Genomic DNA, 16,570 nt, shown 5'->3' on the forward strand with positions numbered 1-16,570 from the left:
ATACTAAAAACCCACTCTGTTGAAGAGTGGGTTCTGTCATTTTTTTATCCAAAACGAAGCTTGTTATTTCACCACATCCGAATGTTTCTTGCCCCAGCTGTTCACACCGTCATCCTCAATAATGGAGATGGCGGCGTCGGCGATGTCGGGGTTCGACATCAGTTTCTCCTGAATACGGAACTTGATGTCATCCGCATCAGCCAGGCTGAGTCCTTTGGTAAGTTCAATCAGACCTTCGACATGATAATAACGGCCTTCCTGAATGATACGCATCATCTGAATATCGGCAACGTGCGTGTCTGCCAGAATGGTTTGGGACACTTTGTCCTCAATATCCTGCGGAGCCGCTACTCCGATCAATCCGATCATATTATCGTAACCGACACGGAAGGCTACAGCGATCATCAAGCAACCAATAATCGTTGTCACAATGCCATCGAGCAATGCAAAATTGGTCAAGGCAATGACCACGACAGAGATCAATGCAAGCAGAGCACCGAGTACAGCGACAACATCTTCATAGAATACGAGACGGGTTGGCGGTGCAGCACGGCCTACATTTTTAATGGCAGCAGGGACCAAGGCAAATCCGGCGGCTTTGGGTGCGCGTGCTTCTTTGAGGATTTCCTTCATGGCTTTGATCAGGATGGCCCCGTCGATCAGAATGTTCAAGACGAGCACTCCGATGTTAATCCATAGACCACCGGTATGACCAACAGGATGCTGCAACAGATGGATACCTTCATGGATCGTTTCATACGCCATAATGGTAACAACAATCACGGCGATCATGCAGAAAATGTTGATGACCCGTCCGAATCCGGTCGGGAAGCGGCGTGTAGGTTTTTTCTCGGACAACACACTTCCGACAAAGACAAACCCTTGGTTAATGGCATCGGCCAATGAATGCATCGCCGAAGCGAACATGGCGCCACTGCCACTGAATAGGAAGGCTCCCCCTTTGCACACAGCAAGTACGGCATTACCTGCCATCGCTACGGCGGAGGATGTGTTTCCTTTTTTGACGAGAGACATAAAGCTCTCAGACTTCGGTTGTTCAGCCACTTCGTATGTTCCTCCCAGATCAATGTATTAGGTGTAGAAAAGGCAGTCTTATCTATACAGCATGTGCATTTCCACTAAATGTTATTATAACCGCTTTGACATATCCCAGCATTATGCAAAAAAGGTCATATCATCATGCGCATTTCAGTACTCAATGGCTTCCAAGGCACGTAAATTTCGGTTGGATTGTTCCAATAGTTCCGTAAACGTCCCAGCGACATAATATACAAAATCCGGGTCATGCACGTACATAATAATCTGTCCAACCGTTCCTTGCTCTGTCGGATCAAAGTCGAACATCAGATACAGCGAACCACCTCCAAGCATGCCAAACGTGATCCATTTCTTTTGAGAAAGGTAGGGTTTGATTCGGGGATCAAGCTCACGGATCTCTTCTTCGGTAAAATAATCATCCATGCGGTTCTCCACCAGCGTGGACTGCTCCTTTTGAATTTTTTCCAGGGATAACAGGTAAAATGGTTCGGATTCCCGTCCTTCCTCAAGGCTTGGGTACAAGACGTGAAAGCCATAACCACTCCCATTTTTACGTTTATAAAATGCACGAAAATCAGCAGGTAATCGAATACCGTGTTCCTGCTCGAATGCGTCGAGCTGCTCATCCGTCACGCCTTCAAACTCGCGATAAGCCTCCAAGAGCTCCCGGTTTTCCTCATCTTGTACCTTATCCTCCAGCAACATATCCAGTTCATCCATCAATTCATATATACGCTGTTCTGGCATCCAATTCCCTCCGTATGAGCTATTCAGATAATATGGTGAGTGATATGCGAGCAAACTGTGCCTGATTTCACCTCATATTATAGTTATAATCCGAAAAAGCACACAAGAAACCGGAGTCCTTGCTTACATACTACAATGGTCTCATTATTTATAGGCGGTAACAAAAAATAAAGCGTGGGTTACAGGGGCAATCCCTGTAACCCACGCTAATTATTTATCTACTTTATAAATGAAACTAATCTTTTACACGAAAACGTAGAGGACAGAAATAACCTGAAGAAGCGAAGTGTTCGCCTAAAAGCTTTCTGCAAGAAAGCTACATCGGAAGCATAAGCTTATCACCAGATTTTCACCTTTATATAAAGTAAATAAAAAAATCTGGGGATAACAGCGATCGGAAGGTTGTTCTGTCATCGGAGTAGCGAGTGTAAATACTTTAGTTCGTTTTATATAATCCTCTTTATTCAAACTTCCAACAGGACAAGCTCAGATTGCCATACTGATAGGCTTTAAACAGGAGCGATGCCTGTTTGTTCTGATCTCCCGCACCCATGGCGAGTAGCAGCGGTACAAAATGCTCCGGCGTAGGCACGGCGGCTTGAGCTGAAGGTGCTAGCTTATCATAAGAGAAGAGAGACTCCGTATCCCAGCTCACCAGCTTGTCATGCAGCCAGTTGTCGAACTCTGATGCCCATGGGTCAACGCCGTTACTTTCCCAGTTCAATCGACGCAGATTGTGGACAGTTCCGCCGCTGCCAATCACGAGAATGTCCTGCTCACGCAAGGAAGCGAGCGCTTGTCCGACCTGATATTGCTGCTCACCTGTCAGATAGCGATTCACGGACAAGGAAATTACAGGAATATCCGCATCTGGGTAGAGCAGGCGTAGAACGACCCAAGCGCCGTGATCCAGTCCACGAACGTCATCGGTCTGTACCGGAATCCCGGCTTCTGTGAATAAACGCTCCACCTCGGCTGTGGTTTCTGCCTGTCCTTGAGCCGGGTACTTGATCTGATACAGCTCGGGCTGGAAACCGCCGAAATCATAAATGGTTTCATAGTTGGCTACCGAGGATACAAGCTGAGTTGTGGATTCCCAGTGAGCAGAGAATAACACGATTGCTTTGGGTTTTGGCAGTTCCTGTCCAAGTTTTTGCAAAAATTCGGTGTACACATTCTCCTCCAGTGCCAGTGATGGGGCACCGTGAGCAATAAAAAGAGATGGCATCATTATGAATTCAGTCCTTTCGGGTCTTCGGTAGTCAGATTTGCATCCGTCCGAAGCCAGTGTTGAAATTCTTGATATAGATCGGGGGTCACCTGGTGTCCACCGTTGTAAGGTACATATGTGACGTGATTGGTGTGTTGACGGAAGAAATTGGCGTTATCTTCGCCCAGTTGCAGCGGGAATAGATGATCCTGATCCCCATGCGAGATGAACACAGACAGCTCCGAATCGGGGTGCAGCATGTACTCGTCTTTCACAAATTGCGGGATGTACCCACTCATCGCTACAATGCCTTTAATTGCATCTCCCATCACCAGCGATAGGGTCATGGCCATAATGGCGCCCTGGCTGAATCCGGCGATATAACGCCGCTTGGGATCAATAGCATATTTGGCGGACAGATCAACAATCAATTGTTGCAGTCCCTGAACGGAGGCATCATACAATTCACGGATGGGGTTGCCAATGCTTTTGATCTGAAAATAAGCATAACCACTACCCTGAACGATAGGTCCACGGATGGCGACGATAATAAAATCAGACTGCATAGGCTCCATCAAACGAAGCATATCTTGCTCATCTGATCCCATACCATGTAAGGCGAAGATTACGGGATAACGCTGATCTGAATTATAATGAGACGGTAATCGGACTTCATGTATATAAGGAGAATTCATTGAAACCACCACCTGAAGAGGAATGAGTTAAATATATCGTTTCGACAATAAAGTTCACCAATATGAAATAAATATTCTTATTTATGAACAAAATTTATCATGGTTTCATTGTAGGGTCAATACTTTTTTTGTATGATGAATATAAGTTGTTTATAAAAAATCTTGATTGTATCTACAATAAATGCCGCTGCGCATGGTTCATATCTTATTCCCGAGGACGTGATCAGGATGTTAAAAAGTATCGTGCCTATTTTGAGAATATTTGATGAAAATAAAGCTAGAGAGTTTTACCTTGAATACCTGGGTTTCCAATTGGATTGGGAACATCGATTTGAGCAAGATATGCCCTTATATATGCAGGTTTCGCTCGATTCCATCGTGATTCATCTGTCCGAACATCATGGAGATTGTACACCTGGAGCTGCCTTGCGCGTGGAAACGGATAACTTGGATACATTCCATGGTGCACTTCGTCAGAAAGAGTACAAACATGCGAGACCCGGTATAGAGGAGACCCCTTGGCAATCAAGAGAAATGACCGTGACAGATCCGTTTGGTAATCGGATTATATTTGTTGAGGCAAGCGCCGAATAGATAACCTGTAGTAGCTAAGCTTACGTCTGGTGTCTTATATAGATGAATAGAAGGGGAGGGACGCAATATGGATATTGGCTTGGCTATTCGTACGATCCGCAAACAGAAACAGATTACGATCATGCAGATGTGCGAGGGAACGGGGTTGTCCAAAGGTTTTATCAGCAACGTGGAAAACAACAAAACGTCACCTTCCATTGCTACGCTTGAAAGTATTGCGGATTATCTGGAAGTGCCACTTCCTTATTTGCTACTGACACCAGAGCAACGGATGAACGTGGTACGCAAGAACGAGCGTAAGGAGACGACAGCAGGAAGCGGACAGATCAAAGTGCAGCAGCTTACAGCCAAAGGTGCCATGCGTATGTCCATTGTGGAGTTACCGCCAGGTGCTTCGACCGGGATTAGCAAACATGCTGGGGAGGAGAGCCATCTGGTGTTGCAGGGCAAGATTCGTGCGGAGCAATGCGAAGATGTGGAAGTTCTTGAAGTGGGTGATTCGTTTACCTGGAATGCGATCGTGCCCCATGAAGTGACCAATATCGGTGAGGAGCCTGCGGTGGTGCTCATTGCGGTGTCCAAAGAATTGGGTCTGGATCATTTGTAAAATACAAAAAGGACGGCTCCCAAGTCATGAACATGCGAACCTGCATACATGTACAATGGGAAACGTCCTTTTATATTTCTAACGAACTGAGCGAACCCTATTAGATGATTCTAAGCAGATATCGAGATGTAACGAATCTCAGGCGCTTTATTTCACTGCTGTGTGTGTAATTTGGCTACATTCCACAGAATTCTGGCGAAATAACGTCGCTGAGATTCGTTACGTTCCTCATTTCCTGCATATGACAACAATAAGGTGCGAGAGATTCCTTAGAAAGGTCAGAAGCACCTGTCTATTGTGGATTAGTCGTCCAGATGCCTGCTGCTTTGACAAAGACACGGTCGGACAGCTTGAGCGTTGCGAGTGCAAGTTCAGCTACATCTTCCGCTTGCATCATGCGATCTTCCTCCCCAATTTTCAGTCCGGCATTGGTCGCAAGCTCCGTATTAACGGTGCTTGGAGTCAGTGCCGTTACACGAATGTTGGACTTGCGCACTTCCTGCATCAGAGATTCGGTCATGCCAAGCAATGCAAACTTGGACGCACAGTATGCCGAACCTGTAGCGAATCCGCGCTCACCTGCAGTGGAAGCAATATTGATAATGCTGCCGCTACTTTCCTTGATCATGCTCGGAAGGACAGCGCGTGTAACGTAATATGTACCCATAACGTTAACATGCAGGATGCGCTCCCACTCTTCCGGCTCCATCTCCATGAACGTTCCGAACTTTCCGATCCCCGCATTATTGATAAGGATATCCACCGCACCGAGTTCCATCTCGATGGCTGCTACAGCGGCTTCGGCCTGCGTGCGATCCGAGATATCTGCTACTGCACTGGTTACTTTCACACCGTATTCTTGACTCAGAGACTGTTGCAGAGCCTGAAGATCGGAAGCGGTACGTGCAATAAGGCCGAGGTGCACTCCTTCTTTGGCAAGAGCTTCAGCGATCGCACGGCCGATACCTTTTCCGGCACCTGTGATGATCGCTGTTTTATTTTTAAGTTCCATGTGGGTAATTCCTCCTTAGAAATGGACTAGCATTCAATTATACTATTATTACCCACAGTTCGGAAATTGGCTTCATCACTATTTGGTAATCTCGATGCTGCCAGAAGAAGTACGGGCCTTGATCACTTCCCGGCTCACCATTGGCGATTCAGGTACATCGACACTTCCGGAAGTAGCTTTAGCGTCATAAATTCCGTCAAAATCAGGTGCAGCTTGAATGAAAATATCTCCTGATGTTCCCGACGCATTAATCGGGGCGGAATGGGACTGTTCAATATGAATGCTACCCGAAGTGAATTGAACATCAGCTGCGCCGTTTAATTCAGTAATCTCAATATCTCCTGATTTAATCTTACTGTTTACATTACCGGCAATCTGATCTGCCGTAAAACTTCCGGATGTCTGTTTCACGGTCATGTCTCCATTAATCATGGAAGCGTTAATGTCGCCAGAAGTTAGAACCAATTCAATATTGGGCGCTTTGATGTTTTCCAGACGTATGGAACCTGAGGTGTTGTTCAGCTCAAGCTGATTGGCATTTAGACCTGTCAGATCCCATTCACTTGAAGAGGAGTCCAGCTTAACCTCATTTAATTGGTGTCCTTCAGGCAGAGCAACGGTTATTGTGGAGTCTTGCTCATTCCAGTACAAGGTGAAAAATTGCAATTGTTCACGTGCTGTCTGAGCCAGTTGGAATGTGCCTTTGGATAAGGTGGCTTGTTCGAAGCTTTTGACTATGGCAGGGTCCCATTTACCATCCACTTCGATATAACCATTCGAATCGGGGCATATGACAAATTCAATATCTGCACTGAAATTAGCATTCATGATAATGTTCTGCAATTCATCTGCTTTGAAATCCCATCGTTTGGAATAATGCTCCCGTTCATCCCCGAACTGAACGCCATAGATGGATGTCCCGAGCAAACCTATTCCGATACATATCACGGCAAGCGCAAGCCATTTTTTGGTACTCATGCGGAAACATCTCCTTTCATCGTGTTTTTATTCCATCTAATATATTGAAGAGTGACGATTTTGAAGGCTCTAAAGACATACTTCGATGCGATGGCAAACAAAATGCCGACACCGAAAGCGCCAATCGCAACGAAAATTTCCGGTTTATCGAGTTGGCCCAGGAATACAAAGTCCACAACTGCTGCTACAGGAGCCACTACCAGCAAGGAAAGGCTGGCAATAACAAGCCATACCGACCACATCATGAGACCAAGGGGGATGCCAAGGATCAGATTCAGGAACAACAGGCCGATGGCGGTGAAAAATTTGCGAGTGGCGCTGGTGCTGTTTCTGGGTGACCGCATCTCGCGATACGTCGGTGCATAGAACGCATCTGAACCCGGCGTATGCATGTCATAACGATCACCGAGTGCTTCCTTGGCGATTTCTTCCGGCTGTCCGAGTTCCCGAGCGATCTCTTCTTCCAGCTTGCCTTCTCGTAGTCCAAGCTCGAAATGTTGATCATAGTCGGCGAGCAACTCAGCCCGTTCGAATGGGTCCATCGGCCGTAGATGAATTTCCATGGCTTTCATAAATTGTTGTCTATTCATTGGGGATTCCTTCCTCAATCAGATTTGCGACATTGCGCACAAATTCATTCCATTCTGTCGTCAGTGCCGTCATGTAGTCGCGACCTGTATCGGATAGCCGGTAATACTTGCGCGGCGGTCCTTCGCTTGATTCTTGCAGGTAGGTGGTGCAGTAACCGTCATTCACAAGCCGGCGAAGCAAGGGATACAGTGCACCTTCAGCAACTTCGATATGTTTGGAGACCGCCTGAGCCAGTTCGTAGCCATACCGATCCTGGCGGTTAATTAATACCAGGACGCACAGCTCTAATACTCCTTTTTTGAACTGGATGTTCACATTCACACAGGTTCCTCCTTAGTAGCTTCATTTATCGCTAGTGTATATTGTTCAGTAGTGGTGAATTCATCATAGCATCCAGTACTGTTTAATGCAAGGTAGTGACTTTAAAATAGTTCCGTATCACGATTGATCGACAATAAGTTCGGTTAATACTGATGATCAGCTGAAGCTGTCTGTTTAGCTATAATTCAGCATACGCAAAAACCGGATCGGTTACTTCCGTCTGGAGGCGGATTCCGATCCGGTCTGTGAGATGAACTTTTGTTTCTTTGGTTTACAGGTTAATCGCTAAATGTCGGTTATTCTTGTGCATCCAGAACTTTAAGGTCTTCCACAGCAGGGCCCTCAATGACATGGCCTGCATAATCGAAGCGGGAACCATGGCATGGGCAATCCCACGAACGCTCGCCCTCGTTCCATTCGACTTCGCAACCCAGATGGGTGCAGGTGGTATCCACCAGAAACAGCTTGCCACTGGTGTCCTTGTAGGCGCCAGCACGTTTGCCATTATGACGAACGACGGCTCCTTCGTCTTCACCAATATCGCTAACCTTTTTGTGCACAATGCCTACTTTACCGGAGATTAATTCCTTGGCTACATTCACATTTTCCACAATAAAGTGTTTCATACCAGGATCGGCCTTGAATCTTGCCGGATCGAATATGGCAGCATGAGGGTTGTCACGACCGGTGATGCGATCCGCAAGAAGGTGTCCTGCCATCGTGCCAGTTGTCATTCCCCATTTGGCAAACCCGGTCGCCACATAGACTCGTTCATGTCTTCCGGTAATCGGTCCGATGTAAGGCACCTTGTCGATGGAGATCAGATCCTGGGCTGACCAGCGAAAAGGAATGTTGCGAATGCCAAATGTCTCCGCTGCGAACTGCTCTAGGCGTTCATAATGACCAAAGGTACAGATGCCTTGTCCAGTTTTGTGATTTTCGCCGCCAAAAAGGATGTGTTCCTTCCCGTTATGTAAGACGGTACGCAAGGAGCGGTAAGGTGTATCGTCCGAGATGTACATGCCACCCGCATAGGTTTTCTCCGGTTCGACTAATACAGCGTAGGATCGTTCGGCGTGTAATCGTGTGAAATAAAATCCGGGATCATAGACGGGAAAATGAGAAGCCACGACAATATGTTCCGCTGTTACGGATGGGCCATCTCCATAAGTTCTGACATGCAGGGAAGCATCCTCCTCCACATCGGTTACGGTGGTATGCTCATAGATCTGTACACCTTGTTTCACAGCGGAATCGAGCAAGTAGTGCAGGTAGGCCAGCGGATCAAAACGTGCCTGACCCGGCATGCGAATACCTGCCCTTGCGGGAACTGGAATAGGGAGTGGGTCTACCCACTCACCAGGGATATTGAGTTTGCCATAGGCGGTCAGCTCGATCTCCAGTTTTTTAATGTTTTCCTCTGATTGAATGTAGACGTAGGCATCTTCCTCTGCCCACTGGCAATCAATCTGTTTTTCCTTCACCAGATTGCGCATCCACTTCGCGGCATCGGCATTGCCTTCATAGTACATCCGAGCCTGTTCTTCTCCGAAGTGATGCATAATTTCATCAAATATGACGCCGTGCTGTGCAGATACCTTGGCCGTGGTATGACCGGTTGTGCCATCCAATACTTTTCCAGCTTCCAGCACGACTACACGCATACCCGTCTTCGCGAGCAGATAGGCTGTAGTAATGCCGGCAATACCGGCACCAATAATCGCTACATCAGCGGTGATATCTTCTGTCAGCTTCGGATAGCTATCGAATTCATGCGTAGCACGCCACAGTGATTCGGGGACCGGGGGCAGACCCGTCTTGGGCTGCTGATTGTCGCTCATTTTTTTTCCTCCTTGATTATCTTCAATCTATCGAATGGGATGTTGTTCAGCGCACATCGTTGTACTCTTATTCATGATTGCCAGACTATGCCAGGAAAAAACGGTGTTGTTCAGATTTTGCAGAGGGGATGTTCACAATTTCCTGTGCAGAACCTCTGTTTTTTTTGTTAAACATGCTTTATGATAAGATTACCGAAACCGTTTTAGGTTTTGGAAAGGAGATCAAGTTATACACCTGTAAACGTTGATTATAAAAGGATTAATTGATCCATCGGAAGAAGTATTTCATACGAATTAACCCTCGTTTTTTCTTGAGATATGTATTCGCTATCATTTAATTAACTACCGATAACCAAAGGAGATTCTATATGACGACCAACCAAACGAAATATCCGTTTCAAGATACAGCACTAGAGTTAGACACCCGGGTGAAGGACCTTGTATCCCGCTTGACGGAAGATGAAAAAATTGAATCCATGCTGCAATATCAACCGGCAGTAGACCGCCTGGGTGTGCCTGCATACAAACACGGCACAGAAGCGGCCCACGGCTTGGCCTGGCTTGGAGAAGCAACATCTTTCCCACAACCGGTGGGGCTTGCGTGCACATGGGATGCGGACCTGATGAAGGAGATTGGCTCCGTACTCGGAGACGAGGCGCGTGTATTTTATAAACGAAATCCGGCAGTGAACGGTCTTACGCTGTGGGCACCTACAGTGGATATGGAACGTGACCCGCGTTGGGGACGGAATGAAGAGGCGTATGGTGAAGATCCGGAACTGACAGCCGAGCTGACAACAGCATTGGTCAAAGGAATTCAGGGCGACCATCCGAAGTATTACAAAGCGGTTGCTACTTTGAAGCATTTCCTCGCCAATAATAACGAAGTGGATCGCGGAAGCGGTTCGTCCAGCATTGATCCACGTAACATGCGTGAGTATTATCTGAAGGCGTTCGAGAAGCCATTTAAGGAAGGCGGCGCACAGTCGATGATGACGGCGTACAACTCCATTAATGGTACGCCAGCGTTGTTGCATCCTTTTGTGAACGAGATTGTCAAAGGTGAATGGGGCATGGATGGTTTCATTGTCAGTGATGCAGGTGACGTAATGGGCATCATGAATGATCATAAATACTATGATTCCCACACACCAGGTACGGTAGAGTCTGTTAAAGCTGGAATTGATAGCATCACCGATGATGCTGAGCTGTCCAAACAGGCACTGCGTGAAGGATTGGAACAAGGTACACTCACGATGGATGACATCGACAAAGCGTTGTTTAATACGTTCCGTGTGCGTTTCCGTCTGGGCGAGTTCGATCCGGAAGAGGGCAACCCGTACGCTGCTATTGGTGAAGAGTCCATGATGACGGAGAAAGCAAAAGAACTGTCGCTCAGAGCTGCAAGAGAACAAGTGGTATTGCTCAAAAACGACAAAGGCACGCTCCCGCTGGACAAAACAAAAGCTGGTAAAGTGGCTGTGATTGGTCAATTGGGCGGAACCGTCTATCGTGACTGGTATGCAGGCACCATGCCTTATAACGTATCCCCGCTTGAAGCGATCCGTGGCAAAGTAGGCAGCGATAAAGTATCGTTCAAGGATGGTAATGATCGTATTACGTTAACTTCCGTAGCCAATGGGAAGAAAATTGGACTGGTAGAAGGTGAGAAATCACCTGTGATTGCTTCGGGAGAAGCGGAGACGTTCATGGTTTCCGACTGGGGCTTCGGAAGTTATACCTTGCAGGCCGAAAGCAACGGCAAATATCTGACGACAGATGAAGAGACCGTAACGGCTTCCGCTGATGAAGTATACGGCTGGTTCGTGAAGGAAGTATTCCACCTGTTGCCACAAGAGGATGGCAGTGTAGGTCTGACTACTTGGAATGGCAAAACGGTGACTGCACCTAATGGTGGAAACGATGCATTCGTAGTGTCCGAAGAACTGAAAACCTTTGGTGCCACAGAGACGTTCAAGCAGGATGTGATTGTGAACGGACTTGAAGAAGCGGTAGCAGCGGCTAAGGCTGCGGAAACGGCGATTGTCTTTGTTGGTAATAATCCGCTTGTAAATGGTAAAGAAGAGATTGACCGTCCAAGTCTGGATCTCGCCGAATCCCAGCAACGTCTGGTTGAGGCGGTCTATGCCGCGAACCCGAACACGGTAGTTGTCATCGTGGGTAGTTATCCGTTCACATCCAACTGGGTTCAGGAGAACATCCCGGCGGTATTGTATACTTCACACGCAGGACAGGAACTGGGTAACGCAGTAGCTGACGTCTTGTATGGCGACTATGCACCAGCAGGCCGTCTGAATATGACATGGGTACAATCGGCAGATCAACTGACCGACATTAAGGATTACGATATCATTCAATCCGGTCGGACATATCAATATTTTGAAGGCAATGTATTGTATCCGTTTGGACATGGTCTGACGTATGCAACGTTTAAATACAGCAATTTGGAACTTAGCCCAGCTCAAGTGGGTACAGAGGGCAACGTTACGGTAACTGTAGATGTGACCAATACCGGTACAATCGCCAGTGACGAAGTTGTACAGTTGTACGTTCGTGCAGGCAAATCCCGGGTGAAACGTCCACTCAAAACGTTAAAAGGATTCCGTCGTCTTCATGTCGAAGCGGGAGCTACAGCGAAAGTCAGCTTCACCTTGCCTGTTCAGGAACTGGCAATCTGGGATGTAACTCGTGATCGGTATGTCGTGGAAAGTGGAACTTACTCTATTATGGTTGCCAAGTCATCCTCCGATGTTCAGCTGGTTGCAGACCTGACGGTAGAAGGAGAGACGATCCCTGCCCGTAATCTGGGTGTGGCTACTCGTGCCGAGAATTATGATGCATACTTGGGTGTTGATCTGGATGAGAGCACAGAGGGCGGAAGTGCTGTCCGTGTCGTTGGAGAGCAAGGATGGATTGTCTTCAAAGATGCCGATCTGGGCAGTGGAGCAGCAGCAATTGAAGCGCGTGTATCCGCAGAACAAGAAGGCGCTGTATTGGAAGTTCGACTCGGTTCACCAGACGGTACGCTCGCAGGACGTGTGGAACTGGCACAAGGTGAAGCCCAGCAGTGGTCTACCGTGAAGGCGGAACTCACAGGTGCATCAGGCGCGCAGGATGTATACATTGTGTTGTCTGCAGGTGTGCGCATCAGTCACTTTGAGATTCGTTAAGTCAATTAGCTCATGAAAAGGCCTCCGAACTTATTCGGAGGCTTAGTTTGTTGTTTAATGACCATTTTGCATAAATCCCCTGAGCGGTAGGATTCGAATTATGCAAATTCCTATGATATGAACCGTGCTTGTATTGTCCATTATACGTATTTTTATTTTCCGTCAAACGTAATCATTTTTTGCACAAATTGCTTCAATTGTTTGTTGGTTTCATTCAGTTGCTCAATTGTGCTCATAAAATTGTTTACGAGTTCAGCCTGCTCTTGGGAGCTTGCAGTGATCTCACCAAGTTCATTCTCCATGCCTTGAATGGATTGCCGAACCGACAGAAGAGAATCTTCAATACGGGCCGTTGCTTCTTTGGTATCCACAGACAGTTTGCGAATTTCTTTGGCAACAACGCCAAAACCTGCACCTGCTTCACCTACACGAGCAGCTTCAATGGCAGCATTTAAGCCGAGCAGATTGGTTTGTTCGGAGATTTCACGAATGAAACTGGCGACTTGAGTGACATTGCCTGATTTCTGTACGGCTTGTTTGGAATTGTTCCGTATCTCTTCGGTTGTGGCACTGAGTTCCTCGGAGTGTGCAGCTACATGCTGTACACTGTCAATTAACTGGTTAGTCAGATTTTCGGTAGCATCCATGAGCTGTTGCAGCTGGTCCTGATCATCCATACTGTAGAGCAGGTTAAACAGGGCGATGACTTCACCTTGTTCATTTTTAATGGGAATAAAAGCCACGTCAAAAGGAACACCGAATAAATCTTTAGGATAGTGATCGAATCGTTTGACTGTACCGCCGTTGAGATCAGCAAAATTTCGATTTCCATCCAATAGAGGGTCGCCGGGTTGATAATTCAGTTGTTTTAACGATTCCCCCGCTGAGAAATATAGGAACTTCTCATGATCAATAACGGAGAGGGTTACATCCTGACGAATCGTATCTCGAAAGAAAGGCATACATGTAATTAATGCTTGAACAATATCCATATAAAAGATGATTCCTCCCTGGTTACCTTATGTAAACGGTTAAATTTTAAATGCTAACTTAATAACTACCTATATTATATATCGTCATGCAATAGAGAAGAAAATAGAGAGAATGGATAAAACCTATTTCTTAAAGAAGACCGCTATACGCCAACAAGACACGAATCCGCTGGGGACCCGTGTCTTGTTAGTTGGTGAGGGGAATAAAACCAATGTTTACAGCATACTGAGCTGCATTGTAACGATGGTTCGAGTGGCTAGTGTTGCACTGACATCAATCAAACGCTGATTCCGGCTGCCGCGGAAGGGAAGGGAAACATCACGCTCCGCTTCAACGTATCGACCGTCAATAATCACATCGCACAACCGGGCAAGCTCCGCTCTTGCAGGGTCGGTAATCAGTTCTTCATATTCAAATCCCGTGTAGGCCCATACCGTCAGATCAGGACGTGCAGCGCGGAGCTGCTGGACCCAAGACGTACATTCTGCTGCCGAGAAAAAGGGATCACCACCACACAACGTAACGCCATCCAGCAATGGATGGGTCGTCACTTCATGCAGAATCTGCTGCTGCCGCTCCTCTGTAAAGGGCTCACCCGCTCGAAAGCTCCATGAATCCGGACTGAAGCAGCCCGGACAGGCGTGACGACATCCGCTGATGAACAACACGGCACGCAGGCCGGCCCCTTCATTTACCGATTCCGGGATGTAACCATATAGATTCACCGGTGCTTCACCCGATCCCGCACTTCAGCTTGTTTCGCAGCATTGAAGCGTACTTTGTAATCCCCGGTCAGATAGCCAGTTACGCGGCGTAACCGCTGGAAGTGTACATGGTTCTCGTGGGCTTCACAGTTTGGGCATACATCCCCAATGACGCCTTCATAACCACATGCAGGGCAGCGATCAATTGGATGATTAATGGAGAAATAACCGATATCCTGCGCCAGTGCATACTGTACGATCCGCAGGAAAGCTGCGGTGTTGGCCCGAACGTTTCCGTCAAGCTCCACATAGGAGATTGCACCCGCGTTACATAACGTATGGAACGGTGCCTCCAGTTCAATCTTCCGATACGCTGGAAGAGTGTGGTATACCGGGATATGGAATGAGTTCGTATAATACTCCCGATCATTAACCCCGGGAATAATGCCATAACGCTCTCTGTCGATCTTCGTGAATTTGCCGGACAACCCTTCAGCAGGTGTGGCAAACAGTGTGATATTCAAGTTATGCTGCTCGCTCATCCGGTCACAGAACTCTCTCATGGTCCGAATAATGTTGAGCGCTTCGCGGTGTACATGAGGGTCCTGCCCATGATGGCGCCCATAGAGAGCTGTCATACATTCCGCGAGACCGATAAAACCAAGAGATAATGTTCCATGCTTTAAAAGCTCGGCAACCGGCTCGTTCGGGCCAAGCTGTTCTCCACCTTCCCATACACCCTCCCGCATCATGAAGTCCGATGCCTTGGCAGGCTGCAATGTCTGAATTCGGTAGCGGTGTAACAGGCCGGAAGCGGCATTATGCATAACTGACTCCAAAGCAGTATAGAATCCGGCTCGGTCAGCGACAGCTCTTGCACCTTGGCAGATGCCAAACCGGATGCCGAGCTTCACGAGGTTAATGGTGTTGAAGGACAGATTACCTTTACCACTTTGACGATTGCGACCAAACCGGTCAGCCAGTGTACGTGTGCGGCATCCCATGGTTGCGATGATCGTATCCGGATCTTCCGGATGATAAAAAGGCAGATTGAAAGAGGCATCCACATTGACAAAGTTAGGATACATCCGCCGGGATGAACAGCTGACTGCGAGCCGGAACAGATCATAGTTCGGCTCTCCTTGAGCCTGATTGATCCCCTGTTTACATTGGAAAATATGTTGAGGGAACACGGGAGTCTCCCCGTTGCCGAGCCCACGAATGGTTGCTTCCAGCAATGAGCGTGATACCAACCGTCCTTCCGCAGAAGTACATAATCCATAGTTCAGTGAAGTAAATGGAATCTGACCACCCGCCCTGCTGCTCATCGTATTCAGGTTATGAATCAGTGATTCAGCAGCTTGTCCTGTCTCCAATTCAGTCTCTTCATAGGCGAAGGCATATGCTCGCGGACATTGATTCTTCGCTTCGATGCTATCCAGATGAAGCTGTTCATCCCCGATCAGAACATTTTCACCAAAGAGCCGTTGCCCTTTGCGGTAGTGTTTGCGGAACGATCGCTGTACATAAGGGGCCAGATCCCAGTCAATTTTATTGGCCGATACACCGCCATATTGACTGTTCTGCTGGGATTGGAAGATGATCGCAACCAGAGCCATGGCAGACATGATCGTCTGAGGTGTGCGAACCGATCCGTTACCTGTGTTGAAACCCGCAGCAAGGAGACGGTCAAACGGGATAAAGATACAGTTGGTCGTTCCAAGTGCATACTGATCCAGATCGTGTACATACAGATCCCCATTCTCCACAGCTTGGGCAAGCTCTTCCGGCAATACATGACGCAGAGCATGCCACTTGGCTGTCTCCGAACCGAGCCTGCTCATCTTACCGCTGAAGGAGTCTCCGTTCAGATTCGCATTTTCCCTCAGCGTATCGGCGTCTTCAGCGCCAATAATTCGTCTTCCCAGGTCGGATAATAGATCGGATGCCGGTGGGGTGGCATACTCAAGCATGTTCATGTAAGGTTCCTCCTAAAATGATTTTGGTTATCATTCAATTCACGTTAA

At 47.5% G+C, this 16,570-nt stretch carries 15 protein-coding genes; 3 read left to right on the top strand and 12 right to left on the bottom strand.

Annotation, left to right across the window (positions count from 1 at the left end):
* Positions 1 to 63 precede the first annotated feature (63 nt).
* The 4 genes from MHB71_RS27325 to MHB71_RS27340 form a co-directional block, all read right to left on the bottom strand.
* Entirely contained in the window at positions 64 to 1,065 is a 1,002-nt protein-coding gene (locus tag MHB71_RS27325; RefSeq protein WP_340028178.1) for a cation diffusion facilitator family transporter, read from the bottom strand.
* A gap of 144 nt (positions 1,066 to 1,209) precedes the next feature.
* On the bottom strand, positions 1,210 to 1,806 hold the full coding sequence (locus MHB71_RS27330) for an SMI1/KNR4 family protein (RefSeq protein ID WP_340028179.1): 597 nt from the start codon (positions 1,804 to 1,806) through the stop codon (positions 1,210 to 1,212).
* Positions 1,807 to 2,266: 460 nt separating this feature from the next.
* Positions 2,267 to 3,037: a class III extradiol ring-cleavage dioxygenase gene (locus MHB71_RS27335; RefSeq protein ID WP_340028180.1), complete on the bottom strand. Its 771-nt coding sequence runs from the start codon at positions 3,035 to 3,037 to the stop codon at positions 2,267 to 2,269.
* Positions 3,037 to 3,711, bottom strand: coding sequence for an alpha/beta hydrolase-fold protein (locus MHB71_RS27340; protein ID WP_340028181.1), 675 nt, complete (start codon positions 3,709 to 3,711; stop codon positions 3,037 to 3,039). The genes MHB71_RS27335 and MHB71_RS27340 overlap by 1 nt, the downstream gene beginning before the upstream one ends.
* A 228-nt stretch (positions 3,712 to 3,939) precedes the next feature.
* On the opposite strand from MHB71_RS27340, the gene MHB71_RS27345 reads away from it, so the two are divergent.
* A complete protein-coding gene (locus MHB71_RS27345; RefSeq protein ID WP_340028182.1) occupies positions 3,940 to 4,305 on the top strand; it encodes a glyoxalase superfamily protein in 366 nt (121 codons plus the stop codon).
* A 67-nt stretch (positions 4,306 to 4,372) separates the two neighbouring features.
* On the top strand, positions 4,373 to 4,912 hold the full coding sequence (locus MHB71_RS27350; RefSeq protein ID WP_036667855.1) for an XRE family transcriptional regulator: 540 nt from the start codon (positions 4,373 to 4,375) through the stop codon (positions 4,910 to 4,912).
* 292 nt (positions 4,913 to 5,204) lie between these two features.
* Here the strand turns inward: MHB71_RS27350 and MHB71_RS27355 are convergent, their stop codons facing one another.
* The 5 genes from MHB71_RS27355 to MHB71_RS27375 all read right to left on the bottom strand — a co-directional run bounded on the left by MHB71_RS27355 (position 5,205) and on the right by MHB71_RS27375 (position 9,655).
* The gene (locus tag MHB71_RS27355) at positions 5,205 to 5,924 is read right to left on the bottom strand and encodes a 3-ketoacyl-ACP reductase (protein ID WP_340028183.1); all 720 of its coding nucleotides are present in this window, start codon (positions 5,922 to 5,924) and stop codon (positions 5,205 to 5,207) included.
* A 78-nt stretch (positions 5,925 to 6,002) separates the two neighbouring features.
* A complete protein-coding gene (locus MHB71_RS27360; protein WP_340028184.1) occupies positions 6,003 to 6,902 on the bottom strand; it encodes a DUF4097 family beta strand repeat-containing protein in 900 nt (299 codons plus the stop codon).
* Positions 6,899 to 7,492, bottom strand: a complete 594-nt coding sequence (locus MHB71_RS27365) for a DUF1700 domain-containing protein (protein WP_340028185.1) — start codon at positions 7,490 to 7,492, stop codon at positions 6,899 to 6,901. Before MHB71_RS27365 ends, MHB71_RS27360 begins: the two co-directional genes overlap by 4 nt.
* Positions 7,485 to 7,814: a PadR family transcriptional regulator gene (locus MHB71_RS27370; RefSeq protein ID WP_036667851.1), complete on the bottom strand. Its 330-nt coding sequence runs from the start codon at positions 7,812 to 7,814 to the stop codon at positions 7,485 to 7,487. The genes MHB71_RS27365 and MHB71_RS27370 overlap by 8 nt, the downstream gene beginning before the upstream one ends.
* A gap of 296 nt (positions 7,815 to 8,110) precedes the next feature.
* Positions 8,111 to 9,655, bottom strand: coding sequence for an FAD-dependent oxidoreductase (locus MHB71_RS27375; RefSeq protein ID WP_340028186.1), 1,545 nt, complete (start codon positions 9,653 to 9,655; stop codon positions 8,111 to 8,113).
* Positions 9,656 to 10,023: 368 nt separating this feature from the next.
* Between MHB71_RS27375 and MHB71_RS27380 the strand changes: the two genes are divergently transcribed.
* The gene (locus MHB71_RS27380; protein WP_340028187.1) at positions 10,024 to 12,846 is read left to right on the top strand and encodes a glycoside hydrolase family 3 C-terminal domain-containing protein; all 2,823 of its coding nucleotides are present in this window, start codon (positions 10,024 to 10,026) and stop codon (positions 12,844 to 12,846) included.
* Between the two features lie 152 nt (positions 12,847 to 12,998).
* Here MHB71_RS27380 and MHB71_RS27385 read toward each other — a convergent pair whose 3' ends face one another.
* The 3 genes from MHB71_RS27385 to MHB71_RS27395 all read right to left on the bottom strand — a co-directional run bounded on the left by MHB71_RS27385 (position 12,999) and on the right by MHB71_RS27395 (position 16,522).
* Positions 12,999 to 13,838 carry a methyl-accepting chemotaxis protein gene (locus MHB71_RS27385; RefSeq protein WP_074092610.1) on the bottom strand — a complete coding sequence of 280 codons (840 nt, stop codon included), beginning with the start codon at positions 13,836 to 13,838 and terminating at the stop codon, positions 12,999 to 13,001.
* A gap of 216 nt (positions 13,839 to 14,054) precedes the next feature.
* Positions 14,055 to 14,564, bottom strand: coding sequence for an anaerobic ribonucleoside-triphosphate reductase activating protein (nrdG, locus tag MHB71_RS27390; protein ID WP_340028188.1), 510 nt, complete (start codon positions 14,562 to 14,564; stop codon positions 14,055 to 14,057).
* On the bottom strand, positions 14,561 to 16,522 hold the full coding sequence (locus MHB71_RS27395; protein WP_340028189.1) for an anaerobic ribonucleoside triphosphate reductase: 1,962 nt from the start codon (positions 16,520 to 16,522) through the stop codon (positions 14,561 to 14,563). The genes nrdG and MHB71_RS27395 overlap by 4 nt, the downstream gene beginning before the upstream one ends.
* Between the last annotated feature and the right edge of the window lie 48 nt (positions 16,523 to 16,570).

This window comes from Paenibacillus sp. FSL H7-0940 (assembly GCF_037979415.1).
Lineage (GTDB): Bacteria > Bacillota > Bacilli > Paenibacillales > Paenibacillaceae > Paenibacillus > Paenibacillus amylolyticus.